We start from the raw sequence: 26,998 nt of genomic DNA, 5'->3' as shown, positions 1-26,998 counted from the left end.
GGTGAGATGAAGGGTCGGGTTCTGTCAGTCGCGTCGGAATGCGTGCCCTTTGTCAAAACCGGGGGGCTGGCCGATGTGGTTGGCGCCTTGCCGCAGGCTTTGGCTGCGGTTGGTTGGGAGATGAAAGTGCTGATCCCGGCGTACCGCGCGTTGCGGCCTTTGCTGGAAAAGATGGACGCGGTGTTGCATGAGTCGGGGTTGTTCGGGGGCGACGGCACGGTTTATGCGGGCAGGGTTGAAGGAATTGACCTGTTGGTTCTGGATGCGCCGCATCTGTATGACCGGGACGGCGGGCCTTATGGTGGGCCGGGGGGGGATTGGTGGGACAATCCGCAGCGCTTTGCCGCCCTGTCCTGGATGGGCGCACGGATCGCGCGTGAGGGGATTGCGGGATGGCGGCCCGATGTGCTGCACGCGCATGACTGGCAGGGCGGGTTTGCGCCGGCCTATCTGGCATATCAGGGCGCGGGGGCGGTTAAATCGGTCATCACGGTGCATAACATTGCATTTCAGGGCTGGGCGCCGTCTAGCCTGATGACTGAATTGCGGTTGCCCGCCGCGCAGTTTCACCCGGCGGGGCTGGAGTATTATGGTGGGTTGTCCAGTCTGAAGGCCGGGTTGGTGACGGCGGATTGGATCACCACCGTGTCCCCCACCTATGCGGCCGAGTTGATGCGGCCCGAGTTTGGCATGGGTCTGCAAGGTGTGATCGCGGCGCGCAGTGCGCGGGTGTCGGGCATTCTGAACGGGGTGGATACCGCGATCTGGTCGCCTGAGGCAGAGGCTGTGCCGTTCAGTGTTAAGGCAATGGCGGGTAAGGCGGAGGCCCGCGCGACTCTGTGTGCCGATTTTGGTCTGGATGTGCCGGGACCTTTGGCCATCGTGGTCAGCCGCCTGACCGATCAGAAGGGCATTGATCTGCTGCCACACGTGGTGCCCGAGTTCATCGCGGCGGGGGGCGGGCTGATTGTGCTTGGCTCTGGCGATCCGGCGCTGGAGGCTGCGGTACGGGGGCTGGCTGACGACCATCCGGGGCGGGTGGCGGTGCGGATCGGCTATAATGAGGCGTTGAGCCATCAGATGTTTGCGGGCGCTGATGCGGTTCTGGTGCCATCGCGGTTCGAGCCGTGTGGGCTGACGCAGATGTATGGTTTGCGCTACGGCACTGTGCCTGTGGTGGCGGCGACCGGAGGGCTTGCCGATACGGTGATTGGTGTGTCGCCTGCGACCCTTGCGGCGGGGGTGGCCACGGGGGTGGTGTTTCATCCGACCGATGCGCTGGCCTTTGGTCAGGCGCTGACCAAGCTGGTGGAGGTCTATGGCCAGCCTAAACTGTGGGCGCAGGTGCAAAAGAACGCCATGATGCATCCGGTGGGCTGGGAAACCTCGGCCGCGGCCTATGCGGCGCTTTATGGCAGGCTGCTGGCATGACGCCAGGGCTGACTCCTTTGCCCGCGCGTCTGCCGGGACATGCGGTGTCGGCCGGGAGGCCATGGCCGATGGGGGCCTTGCTGGACGGCGATGGCGTGAACTTTGCCGTGTTCTCGGCCCATGCCGAGATGATCGAGCTGTGTCTGTTCTCATCCGACGGGCGCAAGGAAATGGTGCGTCTGCCGTTTCAGGAACGCGATGGCGACATCTGGCACATGCATGTTGGCGGGCTGACGCCGGGCACGGTGTATGGCTACCGCGCGCATGGCCCGTATGTGCCCGAGCAGGGGCACCGGTTTAACCCGCACAAGCTGCTGCTGGACCCTTACGCGCGTGCGTTGGAGGGGCGGTTGCGCTGGTCAGATGCGGTGATGGGCTACAAGATCGGCTCGCCGCGTGGCGATCTGTCGTTTGATACCCGCGATTCCGCCTTTGCCGTACCAAAGGCCGTGGTGACGGACACATCCTTTACATGGGGCGATGATACCGCCCCGCGCACGCCCCGGTCGGAAACGGTGATCTATGAGGCGCATGTCAAGGCGCTGACCCAATTGCACCCCGGCGTGGACAAGCCGTTGCGGGGCAGCTACCTCGCGCTGGCTTCTGACCCGGTGATTGCGCATTTGCAAAAGCTGGGGGTGACGGCGGTGGAGTTGCTGCCGGTGCAGGCCTTTCCGGATGACCGCTTTCTGGTGGCCAAAGGGCTGCGAAACCATTGGGGCTATAACACGCTGTCGTTTTTTGCGCCTGAACCCCGCTATATGGCCAAGGGCGCTTTGTGGGAGTTTCAGACCATGGTGCGCCGTCTGCATTCGGCGGGCATCGAGGTTATTCTGGACGTGGTTTATAACCACACCGCCGAGGGCGACCAGATGGGGCCAACGCTGAGCTATCGCGGCCTTGATAACGCCAGCTATTACCGGCTGGCCGATGGCGGCCGGTATTATGTCAACGACACCGGCACCGGCAACACGCTGAATCTGACGCATCCGATGGTCTTGCGCATGGTGATGGACAGCTTGCGCTATTGGGTCGAAGTTTGCCATGTGGACGGGTTCCGCTTTGATCTGGCCACCGTGCTGGGGCGAGAGCCACATGGGTTTGACCCCAATGGCGGGTTCTTCGATGCGATCCGCCAGGACCCGGTGCTCAGCCGGGTGAAACTGATCGCCGAGCCTTGGGATATTGGCCCCGGCGGCTATCAGCTGGGGCAATATCCGCATCCGTTTCACGAATGGAATGACCAGTTCCGCGATGGAGTGCGGCGGTTCTGGCGTGGGGATGCGGGGCTGACGCCCGACCTTGCCAAACGGCTGTTGGGCAGCGCCGAGCGGTTTGACCATTCCGGACGGTCGGCCACGTCGTCGGTGAATTTTCTGACCGCGCATGACGGGTTCACACTGGAAGATCTGGTCAGCTTTACCGTCAAGCGCAACTGGGACAACGGCGAAGACAACCGCGATGGCCATTCTGACAACCACTCCGACAATATGGGGGTGGAGGGGCCAAGCGATGACCCCGCAGTTCTTGCAGCGCGCGCCTTGCGCAAGCGCAACCTGGCCGCCACGTTGTTCCTCAGCCAAGGCGTGCCGATGTGGCTGGCGGGGGATGAGCTGGGCCACAGTCAGGGCGGCAACAACAACGCCTATGCGCAAGACAATGCGGTGACATGGCTCGACTGGTCAAAGCCGGATCATGCGCTGACCGATTTTGTCGCTCATCTGGCGGCCTTGCGCCGGGCGCATCCGGTGCTGCGGCAGCGCCGGTTCCTGCACGCCCGCAAGCGCGCCGCCGATGGGCTGGCGGATGTGAACTGGCTTAAGCCCGATGGCACCAACCCAACCCCGCAAGATTGGCACGACCCGGCCTTTCGCGCGCTTGGGGTGGAGCTGAGGATGGCCGCCGAAGGGCACGATCCGTCCTGCGACGCGGTTCTGGCATATTTCAACTGCGGGGGGGCGGTGCCGCTGACCCTGCCGACTTCAGCCAAATGGGCGCTGGTGATGGATACCACGCGCCCCGATCTGACCAGCGGACCTGCGCCCGCCGCCTTACCCGCGCAATCCGTGCTGATGTTTCGGTCGACCTCTGATCCGGGGCGAACACAGGGAGAAAACCAATGATCACCACCCCCGCAACTGTTGCCACACAACCGATTGCCGGACAAAAGCCGGGCACCTCTGGTTTGCGCAAAAAAACACCCGTGTTCATGGGGCGGCATTACCTTGAAAACTTCACGCAGGCGATTTTCGACGTCGTGGGGGCACGCGACCAGAACGGGGTTGGCAAGACCTTTGTTCTGGGCGGTGACGGGCGCTACTTCAACGACCGGGCGGCACAGGTCATCTTGCGGATGGCGGCTGCCAATGGGGCGGCACGGGTGATCGTGGGGCAGGGTGCCGTGCTGTCCACACCGGCGGCCAGCCACCTGATCCGGCTGAACAAGACTGACGGCGGCATCATCATGTCGGCCTCGCACAACCCCGGCGGGCCGACCGAAGATTTCGGTGTCAAGTTCAACATGCCCAACGGCGGACCCGCACCCGAAGGCGTGACCGAGGCGATGTATCAGCGCACGACCGAGATCACCGAATACAAGATACTTGAGGCGCAGGATGTGGACCTGAACACGGTAGGGCGGCATTATCTGGGCGGCATGATTGTCGATGTGGTCGATCCGGTTGCCGATTATGCCGATCTGATGGAAACGCTATTCGATTTCCCGGCCCTGCGCGCTTTGTTCAAAGGCGGCTTTCGGATGCGGATGGATTCAATGTGCGCGGTGACCGGCCCCTATGCGGTCGAGATTCTGGAGTGCCGTCTTGGCGCGACACCGGGCACTGTAACCCACGCTACCCCCTTGCCCGATTTTGGCGGCATGCACCCCGACCCGAACCCGACATGGGCACATGAGCTGATGGCCGAGATGATGGGGGCAGACGCGCCCGACTTTGGCGCGGCCAGCGATGGCGACGGGGATCGCAATATGGTGGTGGGGCGCGGCATCTATGTTTCTCCCTCTGACAGTCTGGCAGTGCTGGCGGCCAATGCGCATCTGGCACCGGGCTATGCGCACGGCCTTGCCGGGGTGGCGCGGTCGATGCCCACCTCTGCCGCTGCCGACCGGGTGGCCGATGCGCTGGGTATTGCCAAATTTGAAACGCCCACGGGATGGAAATTCTTTGGCAACCTGCTGGACGCGGGCAAGGTGACACTGTGCGGCGAAGAGAGCTTTGGCACCGGGTCCGACCATGTGCGCGAAAAGGACGGGCTTTGGGCGGTGCTGTTGTGGTTGAACATTCTGGCTGTGCGCAAACAATCCGTGGCCGATATTCTGCGCGACCATTGGTTGACCTATGGCCGCAACTACTACAGCCGCCACGATTTTGAGGCGATCGCCACCGACAAGGCCGATGCGATGATGGCAGCACTGCGCGCCAGCCTGCCCGGTCTGCCCGGACAGGGGATTGAGGGTATGGCCATTACCGCCGCCGACGATTTCGCCTACACCGATCCGATTGACGGCTCGGTCAGCACCAGACAGGGCGTGCGCATCTTGTTTGAAGACGGCAGCCGCATTGTCATGCGCCTGTCGGGCACAGGCACCGAAGGCGCAACCTTGCGGGTCTATCTGGAACGCTACACCCCCGGCCCCGACGGGCTTGACCACGACCCGCAAGCCGCGCTTGCCCCGGTCATCCGCGCGGCACAGACGCTGGCGCGGCTGGCAGAGTTTACCGGGCGCAGCACACCTGATGTGGTGACCTGAACCAAAGGGCTGCAGCGCTCCGCGCGGGAGTATTTTGAAAGCAGCAATTCAGGCAGCGCAGCGCGAGGGGATTGCTGCTTGCCAGATACTCCCGCCGGAGGCGCAGCTTTCCGCAGCGATCCGGTGTCATGGCGAAAACCGACCCTTATCGGTCGGCATTGTCTTGGACATTGCCCTCTGGTCAGCGTGTCATGAGCAGGTACGAATTGGGGGACAGGGCGATGACGCAACTGGGGGTGAGGTCGGGGCGGCAGGCGCGTCAGGTTGAACGGTCGCAAAAGGCGACGGGACACGGGCGACCCTATATCGTGCGCGGCATCCCGACCTATGACATATTGTCTGAAGAAAACCTTGTGCGGATCGAGGCGGCGGCGGATCGGATTCTGGCCGAAACCGGAATCGAGTTTCGCGATGACCCTGTCGCGCTGGACCATTGGCGGCGCGCGGGCGCCGAGGTGGAGGGGCTTTTGGTCAGGTTCCCGCCGGGGATGTTGCGCGAGGTGTTGCGCACAGCCCCGGCCGAGTTCACCCAGCATGCCCGCAATCCGGCCCATTCCATTCGCATCGGCGGGCGCAACGTGATCTTTGCCCCGGCCTATGGCAGCCCTTTCGTCATGGATCTCGACAATGGCCGCCGCTTTGGCACGCTGGAGGACTTTCGCAACTTCATCAAACTGGCGCAGGCCAGCCCGAATTTCCACCATTCCGGCGGCACAATCTGCGAGCCGACCGATATTCCGGTGAACAAGCGCCATCTGGATATGGTGATGGCGCATATTGAACTGAGTGACCGGCCCTTTATGGGATCGGTCACCGCTGAAGATCGGTCGGAAGACAGTATCGACATGGCGCGCATTCTGTTTGGCGCGGATTTTGTCGATCAGAACTGTGTCATTCTGGGCAATGTGAATGTCAATTCACCTCTGGTCTGGGATGGCACCATGACGCGCAGCTTGCGTGCCTATGCGCGTGCCAATCAGGCCGCGGTGGTGGTGCCGTTCATCCTCGGCGGAGCGATGGGGCCTGTGACCAACGCGGGTGCTATTGCGCAATCCCTGGCCGAGACGATGGCGGGTTGCGCGCTGACGCAGTTGGAGCGCCTCGGTGCCCCGGTGATCTTTGGCAACTTCCTGTCGTCCATGAGCCTGCGGTCAGGTTCCCCCACCTTTGGCACGCCCGAGCCTGCGATCGGCTCTATGGTGATCGGGCAATTGGCGCGACGGCTGAACCTGCCCCTGCGCTGTTCGGGCAATTTCACCACCTCAAAGCTGCCCGATGCGCAAGCGATGACGGAAGGCACCATGAGCATGCTGGCCGCCATCCATTGTGGGGCGAATTTCATCCTGCATTCGGCGGGATTTCTGGATGGTCTGCTCAGCATGAGCTACGAGAAGTTCATGCTCGACGATGATCTGTGTGGCGCTCTGCACAGCTATCTGGATGGGGTGCAGATCGACGACAACACTTTGGCCGTCGATGCCTTTGCCGAGGTGGGGCCGGGCAACCACTTTTTCGGTTGCGCGCATACGATGGCCAATTACCAGACCGCGTTCTGGGATTCGGGGTTGGCGGATAACGAGCCGTTTGAAAAATGGGAAGCCGCAGGCGGCCTTGATGCTGCAACCCGCGCCAATCGGGCTTGGAAAAAGCGGCTGGCTGAGTATGAACAGCCCGCGCTGGATAAGGACATTCGCGACGGGCTACATGATTTCATTGCCAAAGCCAAGGAATCGGCGCCAGACGCGTGGTATTAGCGGAACTGCTTGGCCAGTTTCAGGCCCTGACCCTGATAGTTTGAGGCGATTTTTTCGCCATAAAGTGCATCGGGGCGCTCTGCCATCCGTTCATACACCAGCCTGCCCACGACCTGCCCGTGTTCCAGCACAAAGGGTGCCTCGTGGCAGCGCACTTCAAGGACACCACGCGACCCGGCACCCCCTGCGGCTGCATGGCCAAAGCCGGGGTCGAAAAAGCCCGCGTAATGCACGCGGAATTCACCAACCATGGCCAGATAAGGCGCCATTTCGGCGGCGTAATCGGGCGGGATCGTTACCGCCTCGCGGCTGACGAGGATGTAGAACGCGCCGGGGTCCAGTATGATGCGGCCTTCGGTGGTGCGGATTTCTTCCCAGAACTCGGACGCCGGATAATGGCCGATACGGTCCAGATCAACTACGCCGGTGTGGGGTTTGGCGCGGTAGCCAACCAGATCACCCGAGGCCGGGCGCAGATCAACCGAAAAACCGAGGCCCTCGGATATCACGGGGGTTCCATCGACCAGCGGCTCGACCAGATGCAGCGCGGCAAGGTCGGAATCTGACAGCACCGCCTGACCCTGACGAAACCGGATCTGGTTCAAGCGTTGGCCTGCGCGTACCAGTACGGAAAATGACCGAGGGCATACTTCGGCGTAAAGTGGGCCGTCATATCCGTCGGTGATCCGGTCAAATTCAGTGCCCCCATCGGTGATGGTCCGGGTCAGCAGATCGAGCCGCCCGGTCGAGGATTTGGCATTGGCCACTGCCGTCAATCCGGGGGGCAGAGACAGCCTTTCCATCAGTGGGATCACGTAGACACAGCCCTTTTCCAGCACCGCGCCAGCGCTTAGATCAACGCGGTGCATCTCAAACTCTGCCAGACGGTCGGCCACGGGGCGGCCCTTGCCTGCCAGAAACGACGCGCGCACCCGGTAGGCGGTGGTGCCAAGCCGCAGGTCAAGACTGGCAGGCTGCACCTGCTCTGGCAGGATCGCGGGCAGGGCGCTGATGACGCCATCGGCAATCATCTGGCGCAGGTGCTGGGCGGCAAGAACCCCGGTCAATGGCATTGCAGAACCCTCCGCAGCGGCCCGATGGGGCCAAAATGAAAACCGCCCGCAAGGCACAGGGCCAAGCGGGCGGTTTTGGAAATGGTCGGGCCGGAGAGATTCGAACTCTCGACCTTCCGCCCCCCAGACGGACGCGCTAACCAGGCTGCGCTACGGCCCGAACATGCGGGGATACATACTGATATTCGCAGGCGGCACAAGCGGGAAAGCATCGAATATACCCCAAATGCGACGGCGTTAGCCCTGCACTCGCGACGGTCCGGTCATGCGGTTATGCAAGGCGACAGCCCGTTCGCGGATTTCGGCCAGCTGTTGACGCTCAGCCGTCGTCAGCGTGTCGGCAGAGCGTGCGCGCAGTCTTTGGGCGAGGGTCGGGCCAGACAGGGCGACGGGCTGCTCGGCCACCGGGGGCGGCGGCGTGGCCGCACCGATGCGGGTGATTTTCAGTGTCGGCGCAGGTGGCGGGGCGTGGTCGGTGTCGGCTGTGTCCGGGGGCAGATCGGACTCGTCGGCCCAGACCGCCATTGGGGCTTCGGACACCGGCTCTGGCGGTGGTGGGGCCATTGTTGGGGCTTGCCGCGCGAACAGATCTGCCACCACGGGAGCAGAGGTGACGGGCGCTGGCGGCACTGCGACATCGGGGCGTAAGTCATCTGGAGACTCGTCGGAATAGCCACCGGGGGGGAGCGGGTCAGGCAGGTCTGCCAGAGCGTCATCTTCCGCCAGCGTGTCGCTTTGCCAGTCAACTTGCAGGTCACCACGCTCAGTGTCTTGCTCATCCTCTTGCTCTGCTACGGTCTCAACAGATTCCTGAACCGGCGGGCGCAGGGCAGCCTGCAGCGCGATGATCTGAGCGGTCTCCACCTCATCCAACGGCAGGGGCGCATCTGGTTCTGGCGTTCCGGTGGCTGCGGCAAGGGCGGCGGCAAGAGCTGCATCATCGTCACCCTCGGCCACTTCATCCACACCGGACACATGGCGAACACCTTGTTCGCGCAGGATTTTCTGCACTCCGCGGATGGTCATGCCATCTTCGTGCAGCAGGCGTTTTATGCCTGTCAGCAAGGCCACATCCGCGGGGCGGTAATAGCGACGCCCCCCGGCACGTTTGACGGGCTTTATCTGTGGAAATCGGCTTTCCCAGAACCGCAGGACGTGAGCCGGCGTTTCCAGCAGGTCAGCGACCTCTGAGATAGTGCGAAAGGCGTCGGGCGATTTGTTCATGCGCCGCGCTCTCCTGCCGACATACGATTACTTCTTTTACTTCTTTTTACCGGCAGCCACACGGTCGCGCATCAGATGAGACGGGCGGAAGGTCAGCACACGGCGTGGGCTGATCGGCACCTCATCCCCGGTTTTGGGGTTGCGACCAACACGGGCCGACTTGTCGCGGACCGAAAAGGTGCCAAAGGACGAAACCTTGACCTGATCGCCCGAGGCGAGCGCGTCAGACATGTGTTGCAGAACAGCTTCGACCAGTTCCGCCGATTCATTCCGGCTTAGCCCTACTTCACGGAAAACGGCTTCTGACAGGTCCATGCGGGTCAGTGTTTTTTCGCTCATTCGCAAATCCCCCCGGGGTTTTGAGGTAAAGGATGCGCTGTCACGATTTGCGAGTCAATATCAGACACTTGAAGGGCGTCTTTAATTCGCGGTTACCAGCGAAGAACTACCGATCCCCATGCCAGACCGCCACCAATCGCCTCGGTCACGATCAGGTCGCCTTGTTTGATCTGGCCGCGCGCGCGGCCAACCGACAGGGCCAGCGGGATGGACGCGGCCGAAGTGTTGCCGTGATCCTGCACGGTCACCACCACACGATCCATCGGCAGCTGCATCTTTTTCGCAGTGCCCTCAATGATGCGGATATTGGCCTGATGTGGCACAATCCAATCCACATCGGCCGAAGTCATCGCGGCCTTGTCCAGACACGCATTGGCAGTTTGTGCAAGTTTTTCAACGGCATGCCGGAACACCTCTTTGCCCGCCATCCGCAGGTGGCCAGTGGTGCCGGTGCTTGTGCCGCCATCGACGTACAAGATGTCCTTGAACCGACCGTCCGAGTGCAGATCGCTGGCCAGAATGCCACGGTCGGTGCTGGTGCCGGTGCCGGCCTGGGCTTCGAGCACCAAAGCGCCCGCGCCGTCGCCAAACAAGACACAGGTGGTGCGGTCGTTCCAATCCATCAGCCGGCTGAACGTCTCGGCCCCGATGACAAGCACGCGTTTTGCCTGACCCGACAGGATCAGCGCATTGGCGGTGGTCAGTGCAAAAACGAATCCCGCACACACCGCCTGCACGTCAAAAGCAAAGCCATGCGTCATGCCCAATTCGGCCTGCACCATGGTGGCGACCGAAGGAAAGGTCAGATCGGGGGTAGAGGTGGCAAGGATGATCGCATCAATATCATCGGCGACCAATCCGGCATCGCTCAACGCGGCGCGCGCCGCATGGGTGGCCAGATGCGAGGTCATCTCACCCTCGGCTGCGAAATGCCGACGCTCGATCCCGGACCGCGACCTGATCCATTCGTCGCTGGTTTCGACCAACGCCTCCAGATCGGCATTGGCCACAACGCGGGCGGGCAGATAATGGCCCACGCCCGCCACAACAGCGCGTATTGTCATGATTTGGCCTCGTCTTTTCGTGGGGTATCTTCCCCGACAGTCTCTGCTGCCACTTTCTTTCCGGTCGAGGCGACACGCGCCGCCAGCCGGTCCACAAACCCAGAGCGGGCAAGCTGAATCGCCAGCCCGATCGCGGCGGCAACCCCGGTTTCATCCGCTGATCCGTGCGATTTGACGACCGTGCCGTTCAGCCCCAGAAACACTCCACCATTGACCCGGCGCGGATCAATCCGTTTTTGCAGGCGTTTCAAAGAGTTCATCGCCAGAAGCGCCGCGAATTTTGACAACAGCCCAGCCCCAAAGGCTTCGCGCAGGAAATCTGCGATCAGCTTGGCGGTGCCTTCGCCGGTTTTCAGTGCGATGTTGCCGGTATAGCCGTCGGTTACGATCACATCGCAGCGGTCACCCGGAATATCGCCGCCCTCGACAAAGCCGACGAACTCAAAGCCACCGGCCTCGGCGGCCTCAACCATGCGGTCATGGGCGATTTTCAGCTCGGCCCGGCCTTTGTGTTCTTCGGTGCCGACATTCAGCAAACCGACACGCGGGCGTGACAGCGCTAGACCGTTGCGGGCGTAAGACGCGCCCATGGCGGCGAATTGCAACAGATCTTCGGCCTCGGCCTCGATACCTGCGCCTACATCCAGCATCAGGTTGAACCCACCGGGGTTCCGGCTGGGCCATAAACAAGCGATGGCGGGGCGGTTGACGCCGGGGATCTTTCGCAGGCGGATCATCGACACCGCCATCAAAGCGCCGGTATTGCCACAAGACACCGCCGCCTGCGCTGCGCCCGATTTCACAGAGTCAATCGCCGACCACATCGAGGTGCCGCTTCCGTGGCGCATGACCTGGCTTGGTTTGTCGTTCATGGTGACGACGCGGTCTGCATGAACGACCAGAACCCGGTCCGAAAGACCGGGTTGCGCCGCGACCAATGGGGTCAGCGTGGCGCCGTCGCCGTGCAGGATAAAGCGCACATCCGTATGCTTGGCCGCAGACAAGCCAAGACCGGCGACAACAGCCGCCGGCCCACGGTCACCGCCCATGGCATCAACCGAAATGACTGTGGAAGCCCTGCCGTCAAGCTTGTCCGTTGCCGGATTTTGCGGTCCGCTTGCCATGGGCAGGGTGCGCCGTCAGGGCGCGGCTTACGCCGCGTCCTCGTCCAGATCGACGTCTTTGGTGGTCGCCACGACTTCGCGGGCGTCATAGTGACCGCAGGCGCCGCACACATGGTGCGGGCGCTTCAGCTCGCCACAGTTGGGGCAATCAGCGGGGTTTCCAGCGACCAACGCATCGTGAGCACGACGCATGTTACGCTTGGATTTAGTGACTCGGTTCTGCGGGACAGCCATGTCGCAACCTTTGGGTAGTGGGGACATGCCCCTGTTTTACTTGACGATTCTTCTAGCGGATAGCGCCGCCGGGGGCGCGTTTCCACACCCCGAATGAGGCGCGGAACATACATTTATCTGGGCGCGGTGCAAGCCCCATTCTGCGATTGGTTGCACATCACCCCTCTGTGCCGCCCTCGGTTCCGCCACCCATTTTGTCTTTCAGCGCGGCAAGCGAAGCAAAGGGCCTCAGGTCTTCGTCGCGCAAGGGCGCGGCCCCGGGCGGGGTGGCGACAATCTCGCCCAGTTCAGCCCCGGCGGCCCGTGGATAGAGCGGTAGCGACAGCACCAGTGCCTCCAGTGCGACAAGTCCGGCGTCGATCACCTCGGGCATCGCTTCGGCGGTGTCATCTTCGGGCATCTCCGCCTCGTCGCCCTGCGGTTCCACCCAATCCGACACATAGCGCCGGCGCACGGTCTCGCGGATTTCGGCCCGCACGGGGGCAAGGGTAACTCCGCAAGGCTGTTCCACGATCGCGGTCAGATGAGCCTCGAGCACGAAATCGCGGTTGGGGGCGGGACGAATCTCTCCCTTGAAGCGCAGGGCAGGCACCGAGATCAGGCCCAGTTCCACCGCTGCGGCCTTGCGCGTGGCGGCGTCGGGCGTCAGATCAAAGCGCGTGGGTTTGCGCATCGACAATGCGCCGCTGCGAAACGGATGACTTAAAGCGGGCGGTGCTGACATTGCTTCGGGCACAAAGCCGGGTGTGGCTGGTTTTTTCATGGCGAGGATCACCTTTGGTTCACTTGAAGCCGGCACAGAGGGCACAGGACGCGTTCCAGACGCTGGCAGACGCGTTCCATTCTTGAACCGGCCCGCGTCCTTCTGTAAGCCTTTGCCTCAGGAGACGGTTCTTCTTCATCCGGCACCTAAGCGGCGACACTCCGCTTGGCAAGCCTGCTGGTGGATTTTGGGCCGGGTCGTGCGGTAACGCTGGGGTAGGGATTGAGACGGATGGCATTGACGACAGCGCGGCGCGACCGCAAGCCGGCGGCTTTATCTTTCCGCACTGTGATGCGGGGGGTGGCAGTTATGTGCCTTGTCACCGCATTGACCGCCTGTTCACCGATCTACCGCAATCACGGCTATGTGCCGGCCGAGGAAGATCTGGCCCAGCTTGTCGTCGGAAAAGACACCCGCGAGACCGCAGCGCCAAAGGTGGGGCGCCCGTCAACCTCGGGTCTGTTGAATGACACTGGCTGGTTCTATGTGCAAAGCCGCTGGGAACAGCGCGGCGGATTCGCTCCGCAGGAAATCGACCGTCAGGTTGTGGCGCTGACCTTCAGCGAGCGTGGCGTTTTGCAAAATGTCGAGCGTTTCGGTTTGGAAGACGGGCAGATCGTGCCGCTTTCGCGTCGTGTTACCGAAACCAGCGTCAAAGGTCTTGGCGTGTTGGCGCAGCTGTTCTCCAGCTTTGGCCGTCTGAGCGCGGGTCAGTTGCTGGGCAACTGATCCGACGCCGTTGGCAGGTCAGTCGGTTTCCGGCTCAAAGGTCAGGGCGACCCCGTTCATGCAATAGCGCAGACCCGTGGGCGCAGGTCCGTCGGGGAAGACATGCCCAAGATGGGCGTCGCAGCGGTTGCAATGCACCTCGGTCCGCCGCATGAACCAGCTGCGGTCTTCGGTCTCGCCCACCAGATCGCTGCTGATTGGTGCGAAAAAGCTGGGCCAGCCGGTGCCTGACTCAAACTTGGTGGACTGGTCGAACAGGGGCGCATCACAGCACACACACCGATAGGTGCCCGGTGCTTTGGGAAAGTTGTCATGGCTGAACGCGCGTTCGGTGCCATGTTTGCGCGTAACCCTATAGGCGAGGTCCGACAGCATCTCTTGCCATTCGGAATCCGATTTCACAACCTTGTCCATAGCCATCTCCTGTGGTTCTGTGCGGCTGACCTGTGTGCAGATCAGCACGTTTGGGAGTGTATTTAGGGCTGGCCGTGTCAGGTGCCAAGGGTGATGGAGGGCGGCGTGAAGCCATTGTCGCGAGGGCGCTACCAGGTGCGGCTTGCCGCCAGTGCGGATGATGTGGCGGCGGCACAGCGGCTGCGGCATGTGGCGTTCTGGGCCGCGCGGGGCAGGGCGCGCGACGATGGGCTTGATGCAGATGCCTTTGACGATCTGGCCCGGCATGTGCTGGTCGAGGAAAGCGGCACCGGCGCCTTTGTGGCCTGCTACCGGGTGCAGATGTTTGATGGCAGCACGTTGGGCCAGTCATATGCCGCGCAGTTTTATGATCTGTCGCGGCTGACTCGGTTTCCGGGGGCCATGCTGGAGTTGGGCCGGTTTTGTCTGGCCCCCGATCAGCACGACCCCGATATATTGCGCCTTGCCTGGGCTGCGATGACGCGGATGGTGGATGCGGCCGGGGTCGGTCTGTTGTTCGGATGCTCAAGTTTTGCGGGGGTGGACCCTGCGCCGCACGCGGGTGCGCTTGCCGGGCTGAGCGCCCGTGTCGCGCCCGAGTCATGGCGACCCGGACCACGTGCGCCCGAACGGATTGCGCTGTGCGATCTGGGGCCTGCACAGCCCACGCCCTTGCCCGCCTTGCTGCGCACCTATCTGTCGATGGGCGGCTGGGTCAGCGATCATGCGGTGATCGACCGGCAGCTTGATACGCTGCATGTGCTGACCGGCGTAGAGATCGCTGCGATCCCGGCCGCTCGGGCGCGGGCTTTGCGTCTGATTGCGGCGGAAAGTGTGGGGTAGCATAATACCACTTTTGCAAACACTTGATTTATATAAGTTTTATGTTGCTTACGGCGCTTGACGCTGCATCCTTGATGCGCGATAAGCCGCCATCCGAGTTACCGGGGGGCAACCCCTGCCTATCCTCTATGGGAAACCACCGATGAAAACTTTTACCGCTACACCGGCGGACATCGAGAAAAAGTGGATCCTGATCGATGCCGAAGGTATCGTTCTGGGTCGCTTGGCCACGATCGTCGCCAACATCCTGCGCGGCAAGAACAAGCCGACGTTTACGCCGCACATGGATATGGGTGACAATGTCATCATAATCAATGCGGACAAGATCCAGATGACCGGCAACAAGCGCGCCGACAAGATCTATTACTGGCACACCGGCCACCCAGGCGGCATCAAGCAGCGCACCGCGCGGCAGGTGCTGGAAGGCGCGCATCCCGAGCGTGTCGTGATCAAAGCCGTTGAGCGTATGATCACCCGCAACCGTCTGGGCCGTCAGCAAATGACGAACCTGCGCGTTTACGCTGGTGCGGACCATCCGCATGAAGCTCAGCAGCCGACCGTCCTCGACGTCGCGGCGCTGAATCCCAAGAACACCCGGAGCGCGTGATCATGGCTGATATCAAATCTCTCGACGATCTGAAGACGGCCGTCTCCGGCACCTCTGCTGACGTGGCGGCGCCTGTTGCGGCTCCTCGTGTGGCCGTGCGTGATGCGCTGGGTCGGTCCTATGCTACCGGCAAGCGTAAAAACGCTGTTGCCCGTGTCTGGGTCAAGCCCGGCACCGGCAAGGTCACTGTGAACGGCAAGGAAATGGCGGCTTATTTCGCCCGTCCGGTTCTGCAGATGATCCTGAAGCAGCCTTTCACCATCGCAAATGTTGAAGGTCAGTTTGACGTGATGGCCACCGTTGTTGGTGGTGGCCTGTCCGGTCAGGCGGGTGCGGTCAAGCACGGCATCTCGAAAGCCCTGCAACTGTATGAGCCCGGTCTGCGTGGCGCACTGAAGGCCGCTGGCTTCCTGACCCGCGACAGCCGCGTTGTGGAACGTAAGAAGTATGGCAAGGCGAAAGCCCGTAAATCCTTCCAGTTCTCCAAGCGCTGATCTCTGGATACCAGTTTTGGAAAGGCCCGCCGTTTGGCGGGCCTTTTTGCTTTTCTATGTGACCCTACGGCATAAAAAAATGGGCCGGAATATCCGGCCCAGTCAGGGGAAAGTCTTTGCCGATTTGGGGCTTACGGCTCCCAGAACCGGCGGTTGGCTTCGGCCTCGGCGGTGATTGGATCAAGTCCCACATCGCGCAACAGGTGCCGATCAAGCCGTTTCAGCCCCTTTCGGGTGCGTTGGCGGTTCTCCCATGTGACAACGCGGACCGCAGCGGCCAGCACCAGCCGCGACAGCGGAGGGAGAGAGGCGGGGCGGAAGACCAGCGTTTCGACGCGAGACATGACAGGTTCCTTTTTGCTGTGCATTAAATTTGCGTTGATACAATGGCGCGAATTGCCATATGATAAAGATACAAAGTCCGAAAACAAAGCGCCAGAGGAACATTGTGGCTGATACAATATGGCTTCCGAAGCTGTCTGACGAAGACGGCCCCAAGTATCTGGCCCTGACCCGCGCCCTGCGTGAGGCGATCCGCTCGGGCGCGTTGGCGACGGGGGCGCAACTGCCAACCGTTCGCGAACTGGCGTATCAACTCAAGGTCACGCCGGGCACCGTGGCGCGCGCCTACAGTCTTGCGACCCAAGAGGGAATGCTGGCGGCCACCGTTGGCCGGGGCACCTTTGTTGCCGCAAGTGCGCCGCGTCTGGGGCCAACGCAGGCGCTGTTTATCGACCGCGACCCGGCACGTTTGCAAGGTAAGGTGGACCTGCGCGCACCAATCCTGCCCGATGTGGGGCAGGGTGCGGCGATTGCGGCGGCGTTGCGCGCGGTGGGGGCTGACACGGATACCGATTGGGTCGATTACCCCAGCCAACGCGCCGAACTGCCACTGCGCGAGGCGATTTGTGACTGGGTGTCAGAGCGGGTTCTGGGGCCGTTGTCGGCGGATGATATTGTGCTGACACATGGCGGGCAGAATGCGATCAATCTGATTTTCATGTGCTGCCTGCGCGGGGATCGTCCGGTGGTTCTGACCGAAGAACTGGCCTATCCCGGTTTTCGCCACGCCGCGCGCCTGTCGCGGGCCGAGGTGGTCGCAGTAGAGATGGACGATGAGGGCATGTTGCCCGACGCGCTGGAACAGGCCTGCCGCCGTCATGGCGCGCAAGTGCTTTGCCTGACCGCCGAGGCGCAGAACCCGACCACCGGGCGGATGGGGATGGAGCGGCGGCAAGCCATAGTTGATATTGCCCGGCGCTACGATCTGCAAATCCTTGATGATGATTGCTATTCCGTAGCATCTGATACGTTGCCCGCGTTGCGCGCCTTGGCACCCGAGCGCACCTGGCATGTGGGCAGCCTGTCCAAAAGCATCTCTGCAGGTCTGCGCTTTGGTTATATGGTGGCCCCTGTCGGGATGGGCCAGACCGGGAGGTTGACGGCGCAGCATGCGTTTTTCGCGCTGTCGCGCCCGATTGAGGCGATTGTGCTGCATTTGTTGCAATCGGGAGAGGGCGCACGGTTGCGCGCATTGGTACAGATCGATCTGGAAACGCGGCTGCAATTCGCGGTCAATGCGCTGGGGGCCTTTGATCTGGGTTGGCAACCGGGGTTGCAATTCATCTTTTTGCGCCTGCCCTCGGGGTGGCGCGCCAGCAGCTTTTGTTCCCATGCCGAAGCGGCGGGGGTGATGGTGCGGTCAGCCGATGAATATGCGTTGATCCACGGCCGCGCACCCAATGCGGTGCGGGTGGCGCTGACCGGAAATGTGCCGATGCACCAGTTTCAGGACGGAATCGCCCGTCTGGCCCGCTTGCTGGCAGAGCCGCCTGCGGACCTTATGGTGTAGCCGGGCCAATTGTGGCGCGATTGTGGCAGGCTTGTGGCGGGGGCGTGGCTGATCCATGGCGGCTGTTGCACAGAGACCTCCATTCTTGTGCATTTCGAATTCGTGATCGCCCAACGCAGGCTGGGCGCTTGACGGTTGACACCGGACTGCGGCATTTTGCCAATATAACGAGCAGATGCACGCAACGACGTGCGAAATAAAAAGACAGGACGGACCCTAATATGGGACAGCAAACCACTTTCCATGCTCCGCATGGCGGGGCTGATTTTCTGGGTTATCGCAAGCGTGCTGGCGCCACCGAGATTGTGTATGATGATGGGGTAGCACGCCGCATGGTCTGGCGGGTATCTGGTGCCTCGAGCGAGGCGCGCTTGTCCGATGCTTTGCGCGCGGCGGTTGGATCGCTTCGGGTCGTGCCATCGCTTTATGACGAGCTGAAAAAGCGCGCCATTGCAATTGAACGAATTGCGGGCTGAGAGCTGCGCCTTGTTATTATGCAAAGCCGGGCCGTTGGTCCGGCTTTTTTGATGGCGTGAACATGGCCCCTTGCCAGCCCTGTGTGCTTGTGCCTAACATTTGATCAAAGTCGCGACACAGCGACAGGCGGCTGTCACAACAGGGGGTGACATGGCGAAATCTAATTCTGCTTTGCTCCGGTCCGAAGCGCGTTCCGGGTTGATGTTGATCAGCCCGACGGCGATTTATGCGGTGCTTCTGCTGGCGGCGCCCTTGGGCACGGTGGTCTTGTATTCGCTGCTGACCGGCGGGCGCGGCATGATCGCGTGGGATTTCACGCTGGCCAATTATATCGAGGTCTGGACCGGCCCGGTCTACCGCGCCATCATGTTGCGGTCGTTGATCGTGGCCCTGTCGGTGACGGTGGTAACGGTAGTGATCGCCTATCCCATCGCCTATTTCGTCAGCTTTCACGTGCAGCCATCAAAGAAAGCGCTCTGGCTGTTCCTGATCACCATTCCGTTCTGGACCAGCTATCTGATCCGGGTGTTTTTGTGGAAGGTGATCCTTGGTTACAACGGGGTGATCAATTCGGGGCTGTTGGGTATCGGGATTATTGACGAGCCGCTGACATGGATCAACTATAATGTCGGCGCTTTGGTGGTCACATTGGCCCATGCATATGCGCCCTTTGCCATTCTGCCGATCTTTGTGGCGCTCGAAAAGATTGACCGCAGCTTGCTGGAGGCCGGGCAGGATCTGGGCGAGTCGCGTTTGCGCACCTTCTGGCGGGTGACATTGCCGCTGTCGATGGGCGGCGTGATTGCGTCGGTGCTGATCGTGTTTATCCCCACCATTGGTGACTATGTGACGCCCGATCTGATTGGCGGCGGTAAACTGCCGATGATTGCCAATATGATGGAAGTGCAGATGCTCAAGATCAACAACAAGCCTTTGGGGTCGGCGATTGCTGTATCGGCCATGCTGATCGTGGCGGTGATTTCGGTGGCCTTTGTGCTGGCGAACCGACGCTTCCTTGGGCCGGCAAAGTAGGGGTGTGGTGATGAAATCTCCGGGCTTGCGCGCCTATGCCATTGGCTACCTGATCTTTCTGTATGCGCCGATTGTGCTGTTGCCGATATTTGCGTTCAACGACAGCCGGATCATTGCTTTCCCGCTGTCAAGCTTCACCACCAACTGGTTTGCCGACATGTGGGCGGATCGCCAGTTGTGGCAGGCGCTGAGAAACTCGATGATCATTTCCAGCTCTACCGCCGTGATTGCCACCGTTCTGGGCGTGTTCGGCGCGCGGGCCAGCACGCGCTACAGCTTTCCGGGCAAGGGGGGGCTGGTCGGGCTGATCATGCTGCCGTTGGTCTTGCCCGAGATGATTGTGGCGATGTCACTGCTGGTTGTGCTGTTGGCCATTTCTGTGCCGCTGTCGATTTTCACGGTCATTCTGGGCCATGTGCTGATCACCACGCCCTTTGCGGTGGCGATCCTGTCTTCGGCCTTTCAATCGCTTGATAAGTCGCTGGAAGAAGCGGCCTATGATTTGGGCGAAGGTCCGGTTTCCACCTTCCGGCTGATCATTCTGCCGCTGGTGGCGCCCGGTATCATCTCTTCTTTGCTGATCTGTTTCACCATCAGTCTGGACGAGTTCATCATCGCCTATTTCCTCGCCGGGGCCGATACCGTGTTGTCGTCCTATATCTACGGCCAGTTCCGCTTTCCGGCCAAAGTTCCCGCCATGATGGCGCTTGGCACCATTCTGGTGCTGGTGTCTGTCACCCTTCTTTCCATCGCAGAGTTCTTTCGCCGTCGCGGCATCGCGAAAACCGGCGGCAAAGATACCGGAGGCTTCTTGTGAGCGACAAACCCACGATGCCAAGACAAACCATGATCGAATTCCGGGATGTCCATAAATACTATGGCGATTACCACGCCTTGCGCGGGATCAATGGCACAATCCGTGCGGGTGAGTTTTTCTCGCTGCTGGGGCCGTCTGGCTGTGGCAAGACCACGCTTTTGCGCACTATTGCCGGCTTTGAGGGCATCGACAAAGGCGCTGTGCTGATCGATGCCAAGGATATGGCCAAGGTGCCTGCCAACAACCGGCCGACCAATATGGTGTTCCAGTCTTACGCGATTTTCCCGCATATGAGCGTGGGGGAGAATGTGGGCTTTGGCCTGCGGCGTGATCCACGCAGCAAGGCCGATAAGGCCAAAGCGGTGGAAGAAGCGTTGGAGATGGTCGGTCTGAAAGGCTATGGGGCGCGTGCGGCGCATGCGCTGTCGGGCGGTCAGCGGCAGCGGGTGGCCTTGGCACGCGCGCTGATCCTGAAGCCCAAAGTTTTGTTGCTGGACGAGCCGTTGTCGGCGCTTGACAAGAAAATGCGCGAACACATGCAGGTAGAGCTGATCAAGCTGCAACGGCAGGTGGGCATCACCTTTGTGCTGGTGACGCATGATCAGGAAGAAGCGCTGGTGATGTCAGACCGCATCGCAGTGATGTTTGAGGGCGAGATCGCGCAGCTTGCCGACCCCGAAACACTGTATCGCCGCCCCAATTCCAAGAAGGTCGCAGATTTTATCGGGACGATGAACTTTATCCCTGCGGTGGTGATTTCTGAAACGGGCGGCCAGATCGAGGTTGACGCCAAGGGTCTGGGCCGCGCGATACTGGAGATGGATCAATGCCCCGCCGGGCAGGGCGATGCGCCGATGGTGGGCCTGCGTCCCGAGACGCTGACGCTGATGTATCCCGGCCAGACCACGACTGAACGCACGGTGGATGGTGTGATCGACGAGGTTATCTATTTCGGCGACATGACCTATTACGACGTCTATCTGGGTGGCACTGATGTCGAAGTGCGGCTGTCGATGCGCAACACGCCCGGTCGCCCGATCCTGGACGTGGGCACAAAGGTGGATGTGGCATGGAGCCCAAGCGCTTTGGTGCTGTTCCGCTGACCCTTGGGGCTGAGATTGCAGCGTGTCATCTGTGTAGGGCACGGTTTGCCGCGACGGTAACTGCCCACGCCCCGCGCCCGGTGGTTTGGTTTCAACCATCTGCGCGGCTGTTGATTGCGGGGCAGGCACCGGGCGCGCGGGTTCATGCCTCGGGCCAGCCGTTTACCGATCCGTCAGGGGACCGGTTGCGCGATTGGTGCGGATTGAACCACCTTGCGTTCTATGACCGTACCTTGGTGGCGATTGTGCCGATGGCGTTTTGCTTTCCGGGCTATGATGCGCGCGGCGCTGACCTGCCGCCGCCGGGGATTTGTGCGCAGACATGGCGGGCGCGGGTGATGGCGGATTTGCCCAATGTGCGCCTGACGTTGTTGGTCGGGGGCGCCGCAATGCGCTGGCATCTGGGCGCGCGCGCTGTGACCGCGACAGTGGCGGATTGGCGCAAGCATGCGGCAAACGGCATCTTTCCCTTGCCCCACCCGTCATGGCGCAATACCGGGTGGCTGAAACGCAACCCATGGTTTGCGGCCGAGTTGCTGCCTACGCTACGACGCGCGGTGGCCGGGGTGATGGAGAATTGAGATGACCGAGATCGTAAGCCTGCTGGATGCCGCCCATGCCGCCGTGCATGCCAACCCTGATAACGAAGCGCTGCGCCTGCGGTTCTTTGAGCGGCTGGCCGATGGCGAGATGTTCCTTTTGCTGGAGCGCGAGGCGCAGGGCGAGACGCTGGACCCCAAGGTGTTTGATCTGGAAGACGGCCGCTTTGTGCTGGTGTTTGACCGCGAAGAACGGCTGGCCGGGTTTACCGGAGGCATCGCACCCTATGCCGCCTTGCCGGGCCGGGTTATCGCGGGCTTGCTGAAAGGGCAGGGCATCGGGCTGGGGGTGAACCTTGGGGTGGCCCCGTCCGAGATGCTCTTGCCACCGGAAGCGATGGACTGGCTGGCTGAAACGCTGGACGAGGGCCCGGAGGAGGTGCAGGCGCTGCCCGAGCAGTTCCACGCGCCCGCCGTGCCAGAGGCGCTGATTTCCGGGCTCGACGCAAAGCTGGCGCGGGCGGCGGGTCTGGCCTCGGGTGCCTTGCTCGCGGCGGTGACCTATCGTGGCGGGCGGCGTGGGCATATGCTGGCCTATCTGGATGTGGCACCGGGGGCGGAAGCCGCATTAGCGCGTGCGGCGTCAGAAGCCTTGGTGTTTTCCGGGATTGAAGCCGGGGAGCTGGACGTGGCGTTTCTGCATTCCGCCGATCCTGCGGTGGTGGCGATGGCGCGGGTGGCATTGCGGTTCGATCTGCCGGAGGTGGAGGAGAGGCCGGCCCCCGGTTCGGCCCCCGGTATGGACCCGAAGCGCCCGCCTCGGCTGGTGTAAGCGGGGGTTTCACACCCCCGCACCCCCGTGGGATATTTAGGAACAGAAAATGGTAAAGGGCCTTTCAGGGCGGGCACCTTCGGCAAGTGGTGGCTTGACGCGGATGCTGCGCCCGCATACCTGACGGCGCATGGCACGCGCACCCCTTTTACAACTCTCCGACATCTCGCTGACCTTTGGCGGGAACCCTGTATTTGACGACCTGTCGCTGGTGGTTCAGCCCGGTGACCGGGTGGCGCTGGTCGGGCGCAATGGATCTGGCAAATCGACCTTGATGAAGGTGATGGCCGGGTTGGTTGAGGTGGATCGCGGGATCAGGGTTGTCTCGCCCGGCGTGAGCGTCGGCTATATGGAACAGGACCCTGATCTGTCCGGGTTTGAGACACTTGGCGATTTTGCGGCAAGTGCCCTGGCGGAGGGCGAGGAATACCGGGTGGTGATGGTGGCCGAAGGGTTGAAGTTCAACCCCGAGACGCCGGTTGCAACCGCTTCGGGGGGCGAGCGGCGGCGCGCGGCACTGGCCAAGCTGTTGGCTGAGGCGCCGGAGTTGATGCTGCTGGACGAGCCGACCAACCATCTGGACATTCAGGCGATTGAGTGGCTGGAGGCGGAACTTTTGTCGACCCGCACCGGATTTGTGCTGATTTCGCACGATCGGGCGTTTTTGCGCGCGCTGACCAAGGCGACGCTGTGGATTGACCGGGGCGAGGTGCGTAGACGCGAAAGCGGGTTTGACGGGTTCGAGGAGTGGCGCGAAACCGTCTGGGCCGAAGAAGACGACGCCCGTCACAAGCTTGACCGCAAGATCAAGGCCGAGGCGAAATGGGCGGTTGAGGGCATCTCAGCCCGGCGCAAGCGCAACCAGGGCCGGGTGCGGGCCCTTGCCGCGCTGCGCGAGGAGCGCGGGAGCCAAATCCGCCGTCAGGGCACGGCGGCGCTGGAGATGGAATCGGGCACCACCAGCGGCAAGCGGGTGATCGAGGCCCGCGGCATAGGCAAGTGGTTTGGCGACAAGACCATTCTGGAAGGCTTTGATCTGCGGGTGCTGCGTGGCGACCGGGTGGCTTTTGTTGGCCCGAACGGGGTGGGCAAGACCACGTTGCTGAAGATGCTGACCGGGGAGGTGGCGCCGGATGCGGGGTCGGTGATCCTTGGCACCAATCTGGAGATCGCGGTGTTTGATCAGACCCGCGCGCAACTTGCCCCGGATGCCACTCTGTGGGAGAACCTGACGGGCGATCCTCTGATGGCGGTGTCGGGGGCTTCCGATCAGGTGATGGTGCGCGGCACGCCGAAGCATGTGGTCGCCTATCTGAAGGATTTTCTGTTTGACGAGCGGCAGGTGCGTGCCCCCGTGCGCAGTTTGTCGGGTGGCGAGAAGGCGCGGTTGTTGCTGGCCAAGCTGATGGCGCGGCCATCGAACTTGTTGATTTTGGACGAACCGACCAACGATCTGGATGTGGAAACGTTGGATCTGTTGCAAGACGTGCTGGGCGAATATGACGGCACGGTGCTGCTGGTCAGCCACGACCGCGATTTCATCGACCGGATTGCGACAGCGACGGTGGCGATGGAGGGCAACGGGCGAGCGACCGCGTATCCCGGTGGCTGGTCGGATTATGCGTCTCAGCGGCCCGAGGCGTTGGCGGCTGCCGCAAAGGCTGCCAAATCGGCCCCGGTCAAGGATCAGCCAAAGCCGTCAAAGAACACCGGACTGTCATTCACCGAGCGCAAGCGGCTGGATGATCTGCCCCCCATCATCGCGCGGCTGGAGGCCGAGATCGTGAAGCTGGAGGAATTCCTTGCGGTGCCCGATCTTTATTCCAAGGACCCGGTGAAGTTCAAGAAGGGTACCGAGGCGTTGACCGAACGCCAGATCGCATTGCAGGCCGCCGAGGCCGAATGGCTGGCACTGGAAGAACGCGCCTGAGGGTCGGATCAGGGCGCCTACCAGCGCCCTGACGCACCGCCCCCCGAAGACGACCCGCCACCAAAGCCACTCGATGAGCCGGAGCTGCGGGACTGTTGCGCGATGGTATAAGGTTCAGACCTGTCCCAGCCGCAAGATGAGCAGCGGGTGTGCATCATGCCATGGCCAGAGCTGGACCGTGTGGCCCGGCTGAGGATGTCGCGGGTTCTGGACAGGCCGCGTTGACCGCAGCTTGGGCAGGATTTGAACCGCATCAAGGCATCACCAAGGGCTGAGCGGGCGAAAATTCCGATGATGGCGGTGGCGAACAGGCCGAAGACGGCAAGGGGCAGAATGTCTTCCCATGTCTTTTGGGGATCGGGTGGGGGTGGATTTCCGGCAACAAACGGCGTCGCGATCAGATCGAATGTGGCGGCGACGCCTGCCTCGATGCCACCCGCGTAATCATCGGCGCGAAAGGCGGGCAGGAAGTGTCGGTCGATCACGCGCTGTGCGGCGTTGTCCCACATCACCTCATAGCCCGCGCCCAAAGCGATGCGCATTTCGCGGTCGGTTCGGGCGACAAGGATAAGGATGCCATCGTCGCGCGCGGCATCCCCCACGCCCCATTGGTTTAACAACTTCTTGGCGTAATCCTCGATACGCTGACCTGCGCCGCCATAGTCGGCAATCCGCTCCATCGTCACCAGCACGACATGAACCCCTGTATCGGTCCGGCCTTTGGTCAGGGTCTGGGTCACGCGGGCCGCGACCTCGGGGGGCAATATGGTGGCGTAATCGCTGATGGTGTCGGACAGCGGCTCGGGCAGGGTTTGCGCAGTCAGGCTGAGCGGCCAGAGCAGAAACAGGGCAAGCAGGGCGCGCAGCATGGGAAAGACTCCGGTATGGGTTGGCGCATCATGTCAGCTTTGGTCGAGTCTGCAAACGGGGATGCAATTGGGGCTTGGCGCGGGGCGGGGGGCGCGCTAAAGATATCGCATGACAACGCAAGGCATCATTTGCTGCTGCATTACCTGCTGACCTTTGGTCGCGCGGGTGCTTGTCCACATTTCCAAAGCTTACGGAAATTGCTAGACCCCGCGCCGGGATGCCGTTTCGCCTGAAGGGACCGGATATGGTGACGATCAAGCTGACCAATTCAAAGACCCACCGCAAGGAGGTGTTTACGCCTTTGGACGAAAAGCGCGTGCGGATGTATGTCTGTGGGCCGACGGTCTATGACCGGGCGCATCTGGGCAATGCACGGCCTGTCGTGGTGTTTGATGTGCTGTACCGCTTGCTGCGCCATGTTTACGGCGCGGATCGTGTCACTTACGCCCGCAATTTCACCGATGTGGATGACAAGATCAACGCCAAGGCGGCCGATGCGGGGCGCGACATCCGCGACATCACCGACGAGACGATCGGCTGGTATCACGCGGATATGGATGCGCTTGGCGCGCTGCGCCCGGATCACGAGCCACGCGCAACCGAGTTCATCGGCGCGATGATCGCGATGATTGAGACGCTGGTTTCCAAGGGCCATGCCTATGCCGCGAATGGCCATGTGCTGTTCCGGGTGCGGTCTTATGCCGAATATGGTGCGCTGTCGGGGCGGTCTGTCGATGACATGATCGCAGGCGCGCGGGTCGAGGTGGCGCCGTTCAAGGAAGACCCGATGGATTTCGTGCTGTGGAAGCCATCGGGTGAGGGCGTGCCGGGCTGGGAGTCGCCATGGGGGTTTGGGCGTCCGGGCTGGCACATCGAATGCTCGGCCATGGCTTATGAGTTGTTGGGTGAGAGTTTCGACATTCATGGCGGCGGGTTGGATCTACAATTCCCGCACCATGAGAACGAGATTGCTCAAAGCGCCTGCGCCCATGACCACGGATCGTTCGCGCAGGTCTGGATGCACAACGAGATGCTGCTGGTGGAGGGCAAGAAGATGTCCAAAAGCCTGGGCAACTTCTTTACGGTGCGGGATTTGCTGGAACAGGGCGTTCCGGGCGAGGTGATCCGGTTTGTGCTACTGAGCACGCATTACCGGAAACCGATGGACTGGACGGCGGAGAAGGCGCGGGAGGCGGAGGACATTTTGTGGAAATGGCGGGCGCTTGTTCAAAACGCCGAGGGCGGGAAAGTATCAGAAAAGGTAATTGAGGCACTGGCGGACGATTTGAACACAGCGGGGGCGATCACAGCTTTGCATGAGTTGGCAAAAGCAAAAGATAGCTCCAGCTTGAAAGCATCTGCTGCCTTCCTCGGTTTTGATTTTTTGCCAATTTTGGGGTCAATGTCTGCCCGTGAATCTGGGAATGATTATGTCAGCATCACCGGATCAGTCGATGGCAATGCACGCGTTTCTGCGGTGGATATCCTTGGTCGGTTGGTGCAGCAGTTTGCCGAGTTGAGAACTGAAGCTCAGATTAAGAAAAACTTTACGCAAGTCGATGCGCTAAAAGTCGCGCTCATTGCTGCTGGAGTTGAGGTTCGCATGTCCAAGGCTGGGGTAGAGCTTGTTCCCGGCCCTGACTTCGATCCCGCCAAGCTGGAGGCGTTGCGATGACGTCACTGG

General features: G+C 61.7%; 27 protein-coding genes and 1 tRNA gene. 17 read left to right on the top strand and 11 right to left on the bottom strand.

Features of this window, described 5'->3' with window-relative positions; all coding sequences use genetic code 11:
• The first annotated feature begins 6 nt into the window (after positions 1–6).
• The 4 genes from glgA to Q8K08_RS17580 all read left to right on the top strand — a co-directional run bounded on the left by glgA (position 7) and on the right by Q8K08_RS17580 (position 6,954).
• A complete protein-coding gene (glgA, locus tag Q8K08_RS17595) occupies positions 7–1,431 on the top strand; it encodes a glycogen synthase GlgA (RefSeq protein WP_305250972.1) in 1,425 nt (474 codons plus the stop codon).
• Positions 1,428–3,554, top strand: a complete 2,127-nt coding sequence (gene glgX, locus Q8K08_RS17590) for a glycogen debranching protein GlgX (RefSeq protein ID WP_305250971.1) — start codon at positions 1,428–1,430, stop codon at positions 3,552–3,554. Before glgA ends, glgX begins: the two co-directional genes overlap by 4 nt.
• Complete coding sequence (locus tag Q8K08_RS17585) at positions 3,551–5,200, top strand: alpha-D-glucose phosphate-specific phosphoglucomutase (RefSeq protein ID WP_305250970.1); 1,650 nt, start codon at positions 3,551–3,553, stop codon at positions 5,198–5,200. Before glgX ends, Q8K08_RS17585 begins: the two co-directional genes overlap by 4 nt.
• Positions 5,201–5,391: 191 nt before the next feature.
• The gene (locus Q8K08_RS17580) at positions 5,392–6,954 is read left to right on the top strand and encodes a trimethylamine methyltransferase family protein (protein ID WP_305250969.1); all 1,563 of its coding nucleotides are present in this window, start codon (positions 5,392–5,394) and stop codon (positions 6,952–6,954) included.
• Here Q8K08_RS17580 and Q8K08_RS17575 read toward each other — a convergent pair.
• The 8 genes from Q8K08_RS17575 to Q8K08_RS17540 form a co-directional block, all read right to left on the bottom strand.
• Positions 6,951–8,027 (bottom strand): 2'-deoxycytidine 5'-triphosphate deaminase, encoded by a 1,077-nt coding sequence (locus Q8K08_RS17575; protein ID WP_305250968.1) that lies wholly within the window; start codon positions 8,025–8,027, stop codon positions 6,951–6,953. The genes Q8K08_RS17580 and Q8K08_RS17575 overlap by 4 nt on opposite strands.
• 82 nt (positions 8,028–8,109) lie before the next feature.
• Positions 8,110–8,187 (bottom strand) — tRNA-Pro (locus Q8K08_RS17570).
• A gap of 77 nt (positions 8,188–8,264) precedes the next feature.
• Positions 8,265–9,251 carry a MerR family transcriptional regulator gene (locus Q8K08_RS17565; protein WP_305250967.1) on the bottom strand — a complete coding sequence of 329 codons (987 nt, stop codon included), beginning with the start codon at positions 9,249–9,251 and terminating at the stop codon, positions 8,265–8,267.
• Positions 9,252–9,287: 36 nt separating this feature from the next.
• The gene (gene ihfA / locus Q8K08_RS17560; RefSeq protein WP_304803938.1) at positions 9,288–9,590 is read right to left on the bottom strand and encodes an integration host factor subunit alpha; all 303 of its coding nucleotides are present in this window, start codon (positions 9,588–9,590) and stop codon (positions 9,288–9,290) included.
• A gap of 92 nt (positions 9,591–9,682) precedes the next feature.
• Positions 9,683–10,654 carry a beta-ketoacyl-ACP synthase III gene (locus tag Q8K08_RS17555; RefSeq protein ID WP_305250966.1) on the bottom strand — a complete coding sequence of 324 codons (972 nt, stop codon included), beginning with the start codon at positions 10,652–10,654 and terminating at the stop codon, positions 9,683–9,685.
• A complete protein-coding gene (plsX, locus tag Q8K08_RS17550) occupies positions 10,651–11,778 on the bottom strand; it encodes a phosphate acyltransferase PlsX (protein WP_304803934.1) in 1,128 nt (375 codons plus the stop codon). Before plsX ends, Q8K08_RS17555 begins: the two co-directional genes overlap by 4 nt.
• A gap of 27 nt (positions 11,779–11,805) precedes the next feature.
• Positions 11,806–12,012: a 50S ribosomal protein L32 gene (gene rpmF / locus Q8K08_RS17545; RefSeq protein WP_103333526.1), complete on the bottom strand. Its 207-nt coding sequence runs from the start codon at positions 12,010–12,012 to the stop codon at positions 11,806–11,808.
• A 157-nt stretch (positions 12,013–12,169) separates the two neighbouring features.
• On the bottom strand, positions 12,170–12,775 hold the full coding sequence (locus tag Q8K08_RS17540; RefSeq protein ID WP_305250965.1) for a DUF177 domain-containing protein: 606 nt from the start codon (positions 12,773–12,775) through the stop codon (positions 12,170–12,172).
• 231 nt (positions 12,776–13,006) lie between these two features.
• Here Q8K08_RS17540 and Q8K08_RS17535 point away from each other — a divergent pair, with 231 nt between their 5' ends.
• Entirely contained in the window at positions 13,007–13,504 is a 498-nt protein-coding gene (locus Q8K08_RS17535) for an outer membrane protein assembly factor BamE (RefSeq protein ID WP_322573537.1), read from the top strand.
• A gap of 18 nt (positions 13,505–13,522) precedes the next feature.
• On the opposite strand, the gene msrB is transcribed toward Q8K08_RS17535, so the two are convergent.
• Positions 13,523–13,918 (bottom strand): peptide-methionine (R)-S-oxide reductase MsrB, encoded by a 396-nt coding sequence (msrB, locus tag Q8K08_RS17530; protein ID WP_304804696.1) that lies wholly within the window; start codon positions 13,916–13,918, stop codon positions 13,523–13,525.
• 105 nt (positions 13,919–14,023) lie between these two features.
• Between msrB and Q8K08_RS17525 the strand changes: the two genes are divergently transcribed.
• From Q8K08_RS17525 to rpsI, 3 genes are all read left to right on the top strand, one after another.
• Positions 14,024–14,761 carry a GNAT family N-acetyltransferase gene (locus Q8K08_RS17525; RefSeq protein ID WP_305250964.1) on the top strand — a complete coding sequence of 246 codons (738 nt, stop codon included), beginning with the start codon at positions 14,024–14,026 and terminating at the stop codon, positions 14,759–14,761.
• Between the two features lie 142 nt (positions 14,762–14,903).
• Positions 14,904–15,368, top strand: coding sequence for a 50S ribosomal protein L13 (gene rplM, locus Q8K08_RS17520; RefSeq protein ID WP_304797688.1), 465 nt, complete (start codon positions 14,904–14,906; stop codon positions 15,366–15,368).
• Between the two features lie 2 nt (positions 15,369–15,370).
• Complete coding sequence (rpsI, locus tag Q8K08_RS17515; RefSeq protein ID WP_304797686.1) at positions 15,371–15,862, top strand: 30S ribosomal protein S9; 492 nt, start codon at positions 15,371–15,373, stop codon at positions 15,860–15,862.
• A gap of 131 nt (positions 15,863–15,993) precedes the next feature.
• On the opposite strand, the gene Q8K08_RS17510 is transcribed toward rpsI, so the two are convergent.
• Entirely contained in the window at positions 15,994–16,206 is a 213-nt protein-coding gene (locus Q8K08_RS17510; RefSeq protein WP_304797684.1) for a DUF1127 domain-containing protein, read from the bottom strand.
• 104 nt (positions 16,207–16,310) lie between these two features.
• Here Q8K08_RS17510 and Q8K08_RS17505 point away from each other — a divergent pair, with 104 nt between their 5' ends.
• The 8 genes from Q8K08_RS17505 (at position 16,311) to Q8K08_RS17470 (ending at position 24,444) form a co-directional block, all read left to right on the top strand.
• The gene (locus Q8K08_RS17505) at positions 16,311–17,714 is read left to right on the top strand and encodes a PLP-dependent aminotransferase family protein (protein ID WP_304797682.1); all 1,404 of its coding nucleotides are present in this window, start codon (positions 16,311–16,313) and stop codon (positions 17,712–17,714) included.
• Positions 17,715–17,935: 221 nt separating this feature from the next.
• Positions 17,936–18,190 (top strand): hypothetical protein, encoded by a 255-nt coding sequence (locus Q8K08_RS17500; protein WP_304797680.1) that lies wholly within the window; start codon positions 17,936–17,938, stop codon positions 18,188–18,190.
• Between the two features lie 151 nt (positions 18,191–18,341).
• Positions 18,342–19,223, top strand: a complete 882-nt coding sequence (locus Q8K08_RS17495; protein WP_304797678.1) for an ABC transporter permease — start codon at positions 18,342–18,344, stop codon at positions 19,221–19,223.
• Positions 19,224–19,233: 10 nt separating this feature from the next.
• Entirely contained in the window at positions 19,234–20,040 is an 807-nt protein-coding gene (locus tag Q8K08_RS17490) for an ABC transporter permease (protein ID WP_305250962.1), read from the top strand.
• Between the two features lie 29 nt (positions 20,041–20,069).
• Positions 20,070–21,143 carry an ABC transporter ATP-binding protein gene (locus Q8K08_RS17485; RefSeq protein ID WP_304797692.1) on the top strand — a complete coding sequence of 358 codons (1,074 nt, stop codon included), beginning with the start codon at positions 20,070–20,072 and terminating at the stop codon, positions 21,141–21,143.
• Positions 21,110–21,724, top strand: coding sequence for a uracil-DNA glycosylase family protein (locus Q8K08_RS17480; protein ID WP_305250961.1), 615 nt, complete (start codon positions 21,110–21,112; stop codon positions 21,722–21,724). The genes Q8K08_RS17485 and Q8K08_RS17480 overlap by 34 nt, the downstream gene beginning before the upstream one ends.
• A 1-nt stretch (position 21,725) precedes the next feature.
• On the top strand, positions 21,726–22,514 hold the full coding sequence (locus Q8K08_RS17475; protein WP_304797671.1) for an SseB family protein: 789 nt from the start codon (positions 21,726–21,728) through the stop codon (positions 22,512–22,514).
• Between the two features lie 130 nt (positions 22,515–22,644).
• Entirely contained in the window at positions 22,645–24,444 is a 1,800-nt protein-coding gene (locus Q8K08_RS17470) for an ABC-F family ATP-binding cassette domain-containing protein (protein ID WP_305250960.1), read from the top strand.
• 17 nt (positions 24,445–24,461) lie between these two features.
• Here the strand turns inward: Q8K08_RS17470 and Q8K08_RS17465 are convergent, their stop codons facing one another.
• On the bottom strand, positions 24,462–25,313 hold the full coding sequence (locus Q8K08_RS17465) for a YgcG family protein (protein WP_305250959.1): 852 nt from the start codon (positions 25,311–25,313) through the stop codon (positions 24,462–24,464).
• Positions 25,314–25,558: 245 nt separating this feature from the next.
• On the opposite strand from Q8K08_RS17465, the gene cysS reads away from it, so the two are divergent.
• The gene (gene cysS / locus Q8K08_RS17460) at positions 25,559–26,989 is read left to right on the top strand and encodes a cysteine--tRNA ligase (RefSeq protein ID WP_304803262.1); all 1,431 of its coding nucleotides are present in this window, start codon (positions 25,559–25,561) and stop codon (positions 26,987–26,989) included.
• Positions 26,990–26,998: the final 9 nt, after the last annotated feature.

This window comes from Pseudotabrizicola sp., from assembly GCF_030684215.1.
In the GTDB taxonomy this organism is placed as follows: domain Bacteria; phylum Pseudomonadota; class Alphaproteobacteria; order Rhodobacterales; family Rhodobacteraceae; genus Pseudotabrizicola.
Note: the sequence above shows the minus strand (reverse complement) of the source record. Positions and strands in the feature narration are given on the sequence as shown.

Coding starts and splice junctions, on each gene's coding strand:
- msrB (WP_304804696.1), bottom strand. CDS start 13,918: ATGGACAAGGTTGTGAAATCGGATTCCGAATGGCAAGAGATGCTGTCG.
- Q8K08_RS17495 (WP_304797678.1), top strand. CDS start 18,342: ATGGCGAAATCTAATTCTGCTTTGCTCCGGTCCGAAGCGCGTTCCGGG.
- Q8K08_RS17500 (WP_304797680.1), top strand. CDS start 17,936: ATGGGACAGCAAACCACTTTCCATGCTCCGCATGGCGGGGCTGATTTT.
- Q8K08_RS17475 (WP_304797671.1), top strand. CDS start 21,726: ATGACCGAGATCGTAAGCCTGCTGGATGCCGCCCATGCCGCCGTGCAT.
- Q8K08_RS17575 (WP_305250968.1), bottom strand. CDS start 8,027: ATGCCATTGACCGGGGTTCTTGCCGCCCAGCACCTGCGCCAGATGATT.
- Q8K08_RS17485 (WP_304797692.1), top strand. CDS start 20,070: ATGATCGAATTCCGGGATGTCCATAAATACTATGGCGATTACCACGCC.
- rpsI (WP_304797686.1), top strand. CDS start 15,371: ATGGCTGATATCAAATCTCTCGACGATCTGAAGACGGCCGTCTCCGGC.
- Q8K08_RS17565 (WP_305250967.1), bottom strand. CDS start 9,251: ATGAACAAATCGCCCGACGCCTTTCGCACTATCTCAGAGGTCGCTGAC.
- cysS (WP_304803262.1), top strand. CDS start 25,559: ATGGTGACGATCAAGCTGACCAATTCAAAGACCCACCGCAAGGAGGTG.
- Q8K08_RS17480 (WP_305250961.1), top strand. CDS start 21,110: ATGGAGCCCAAGCGCTTTGGTGCTGTTCCGCTGACCCTTGGGGCTGAG.
- Q8K08_RS17535 (WP_322573537.1), top strand. CDS start 13,007: ATGGCATTGACGACAGCGCGGCGCGACCGCAAGCCGGCGGCTTTATCT.
- plsX (WP_304803934.1), bottom strand. CDS start 11,778: ATGGCAAGCGGACCGCAAAATCCGGCAACGGACAAGCTTGACGGCAGG.
- Q8K08_RS17540 (WP_305250965.1), bottom strand. CDS start 12,775: ATGAAAAAACCAGCCACACCCGGCTTTGTGCCCGAAGCAATGTCAGCA.
- rpmF (WP_103333526.1), bottom strand. CDS start 12,012: ATGGCTGTCCCGCAGAACCGAGTCACTAAATCCAAGCGTAACATGCGT.
- Q8K08_RS17510 (WP_304797684.1), bottom strand. CDS start 16,206: ATGTCTCGCGTCGAAACGCTGGTCTTCCGCCCCGCCTCTCTCCCTCCG.
- glgX (WP_305250971.1), top strand. CDS start 1,428: ATGACGCCAGGGCTGACTCCTTTGCCCGCGCGTCTGCCGGGACATGCG.
- Q8K08_RS17555 (WP_305250966.1), bottom strand. CDS start 10,654: ATGACAATACGCGCTGTTGTGGCGGGCGTGGGCCATTATCTGCCCGCC.
- ihfA (WP_304803938.1), bottom strand. CDS start 9,590: ATGAGCGAAAAAACACTGACCCGCATGGACCTGTCAGAAGCCGTTTTC.
- Q8K08_RS17465 (WP_305250959.1), bottom strand. CDS start 25,313: ATGCTGCGCGCCCTGCTTGCCCTGTTTCTGCTCTGGCCGCTCAGCCTG.
- Q8K08_RS17490 (WP_305250962.1), top strand. CDS start 19,234: ATGAAATCTCCGGGCTTGCGCGCCTATGCCATTGGCTACCTGATCTTT.
- Q8K08_RS17585 (WP_305250970.1), top strand. CDS start 3,551: ATGATCACCACCCCCGCAACTGTTGCCACACAACCGATTGCCGGACAA.
- rplM (WP_304797688.1), top strand. CDS start 14,904: ATGAAAACTTTTACCGCTACACCGGCGGACATCGAGAAAAAGTGGATC.
- Q8K08_RS17580 (WP_305250969.1), top strand. CDS start 5,392: ATGAGCAGGTACGAATTGGGGGACAGGGCGATGACGCAACTGGGGGTG.
- glgA (WP_305250972.1), top strand. CDS start 7: ATGAAGGGTCGGGTTCTGTCAGTCGCGTCGGAATGCGTGCCCTTTGTC.
- Q8K08_RS17470 (WP_305250960.1), top strand. CDS start 22,645: ATGGCACGCGCACCCCTTTTACAACTCTCCGACATCTCGCTGACCTTT.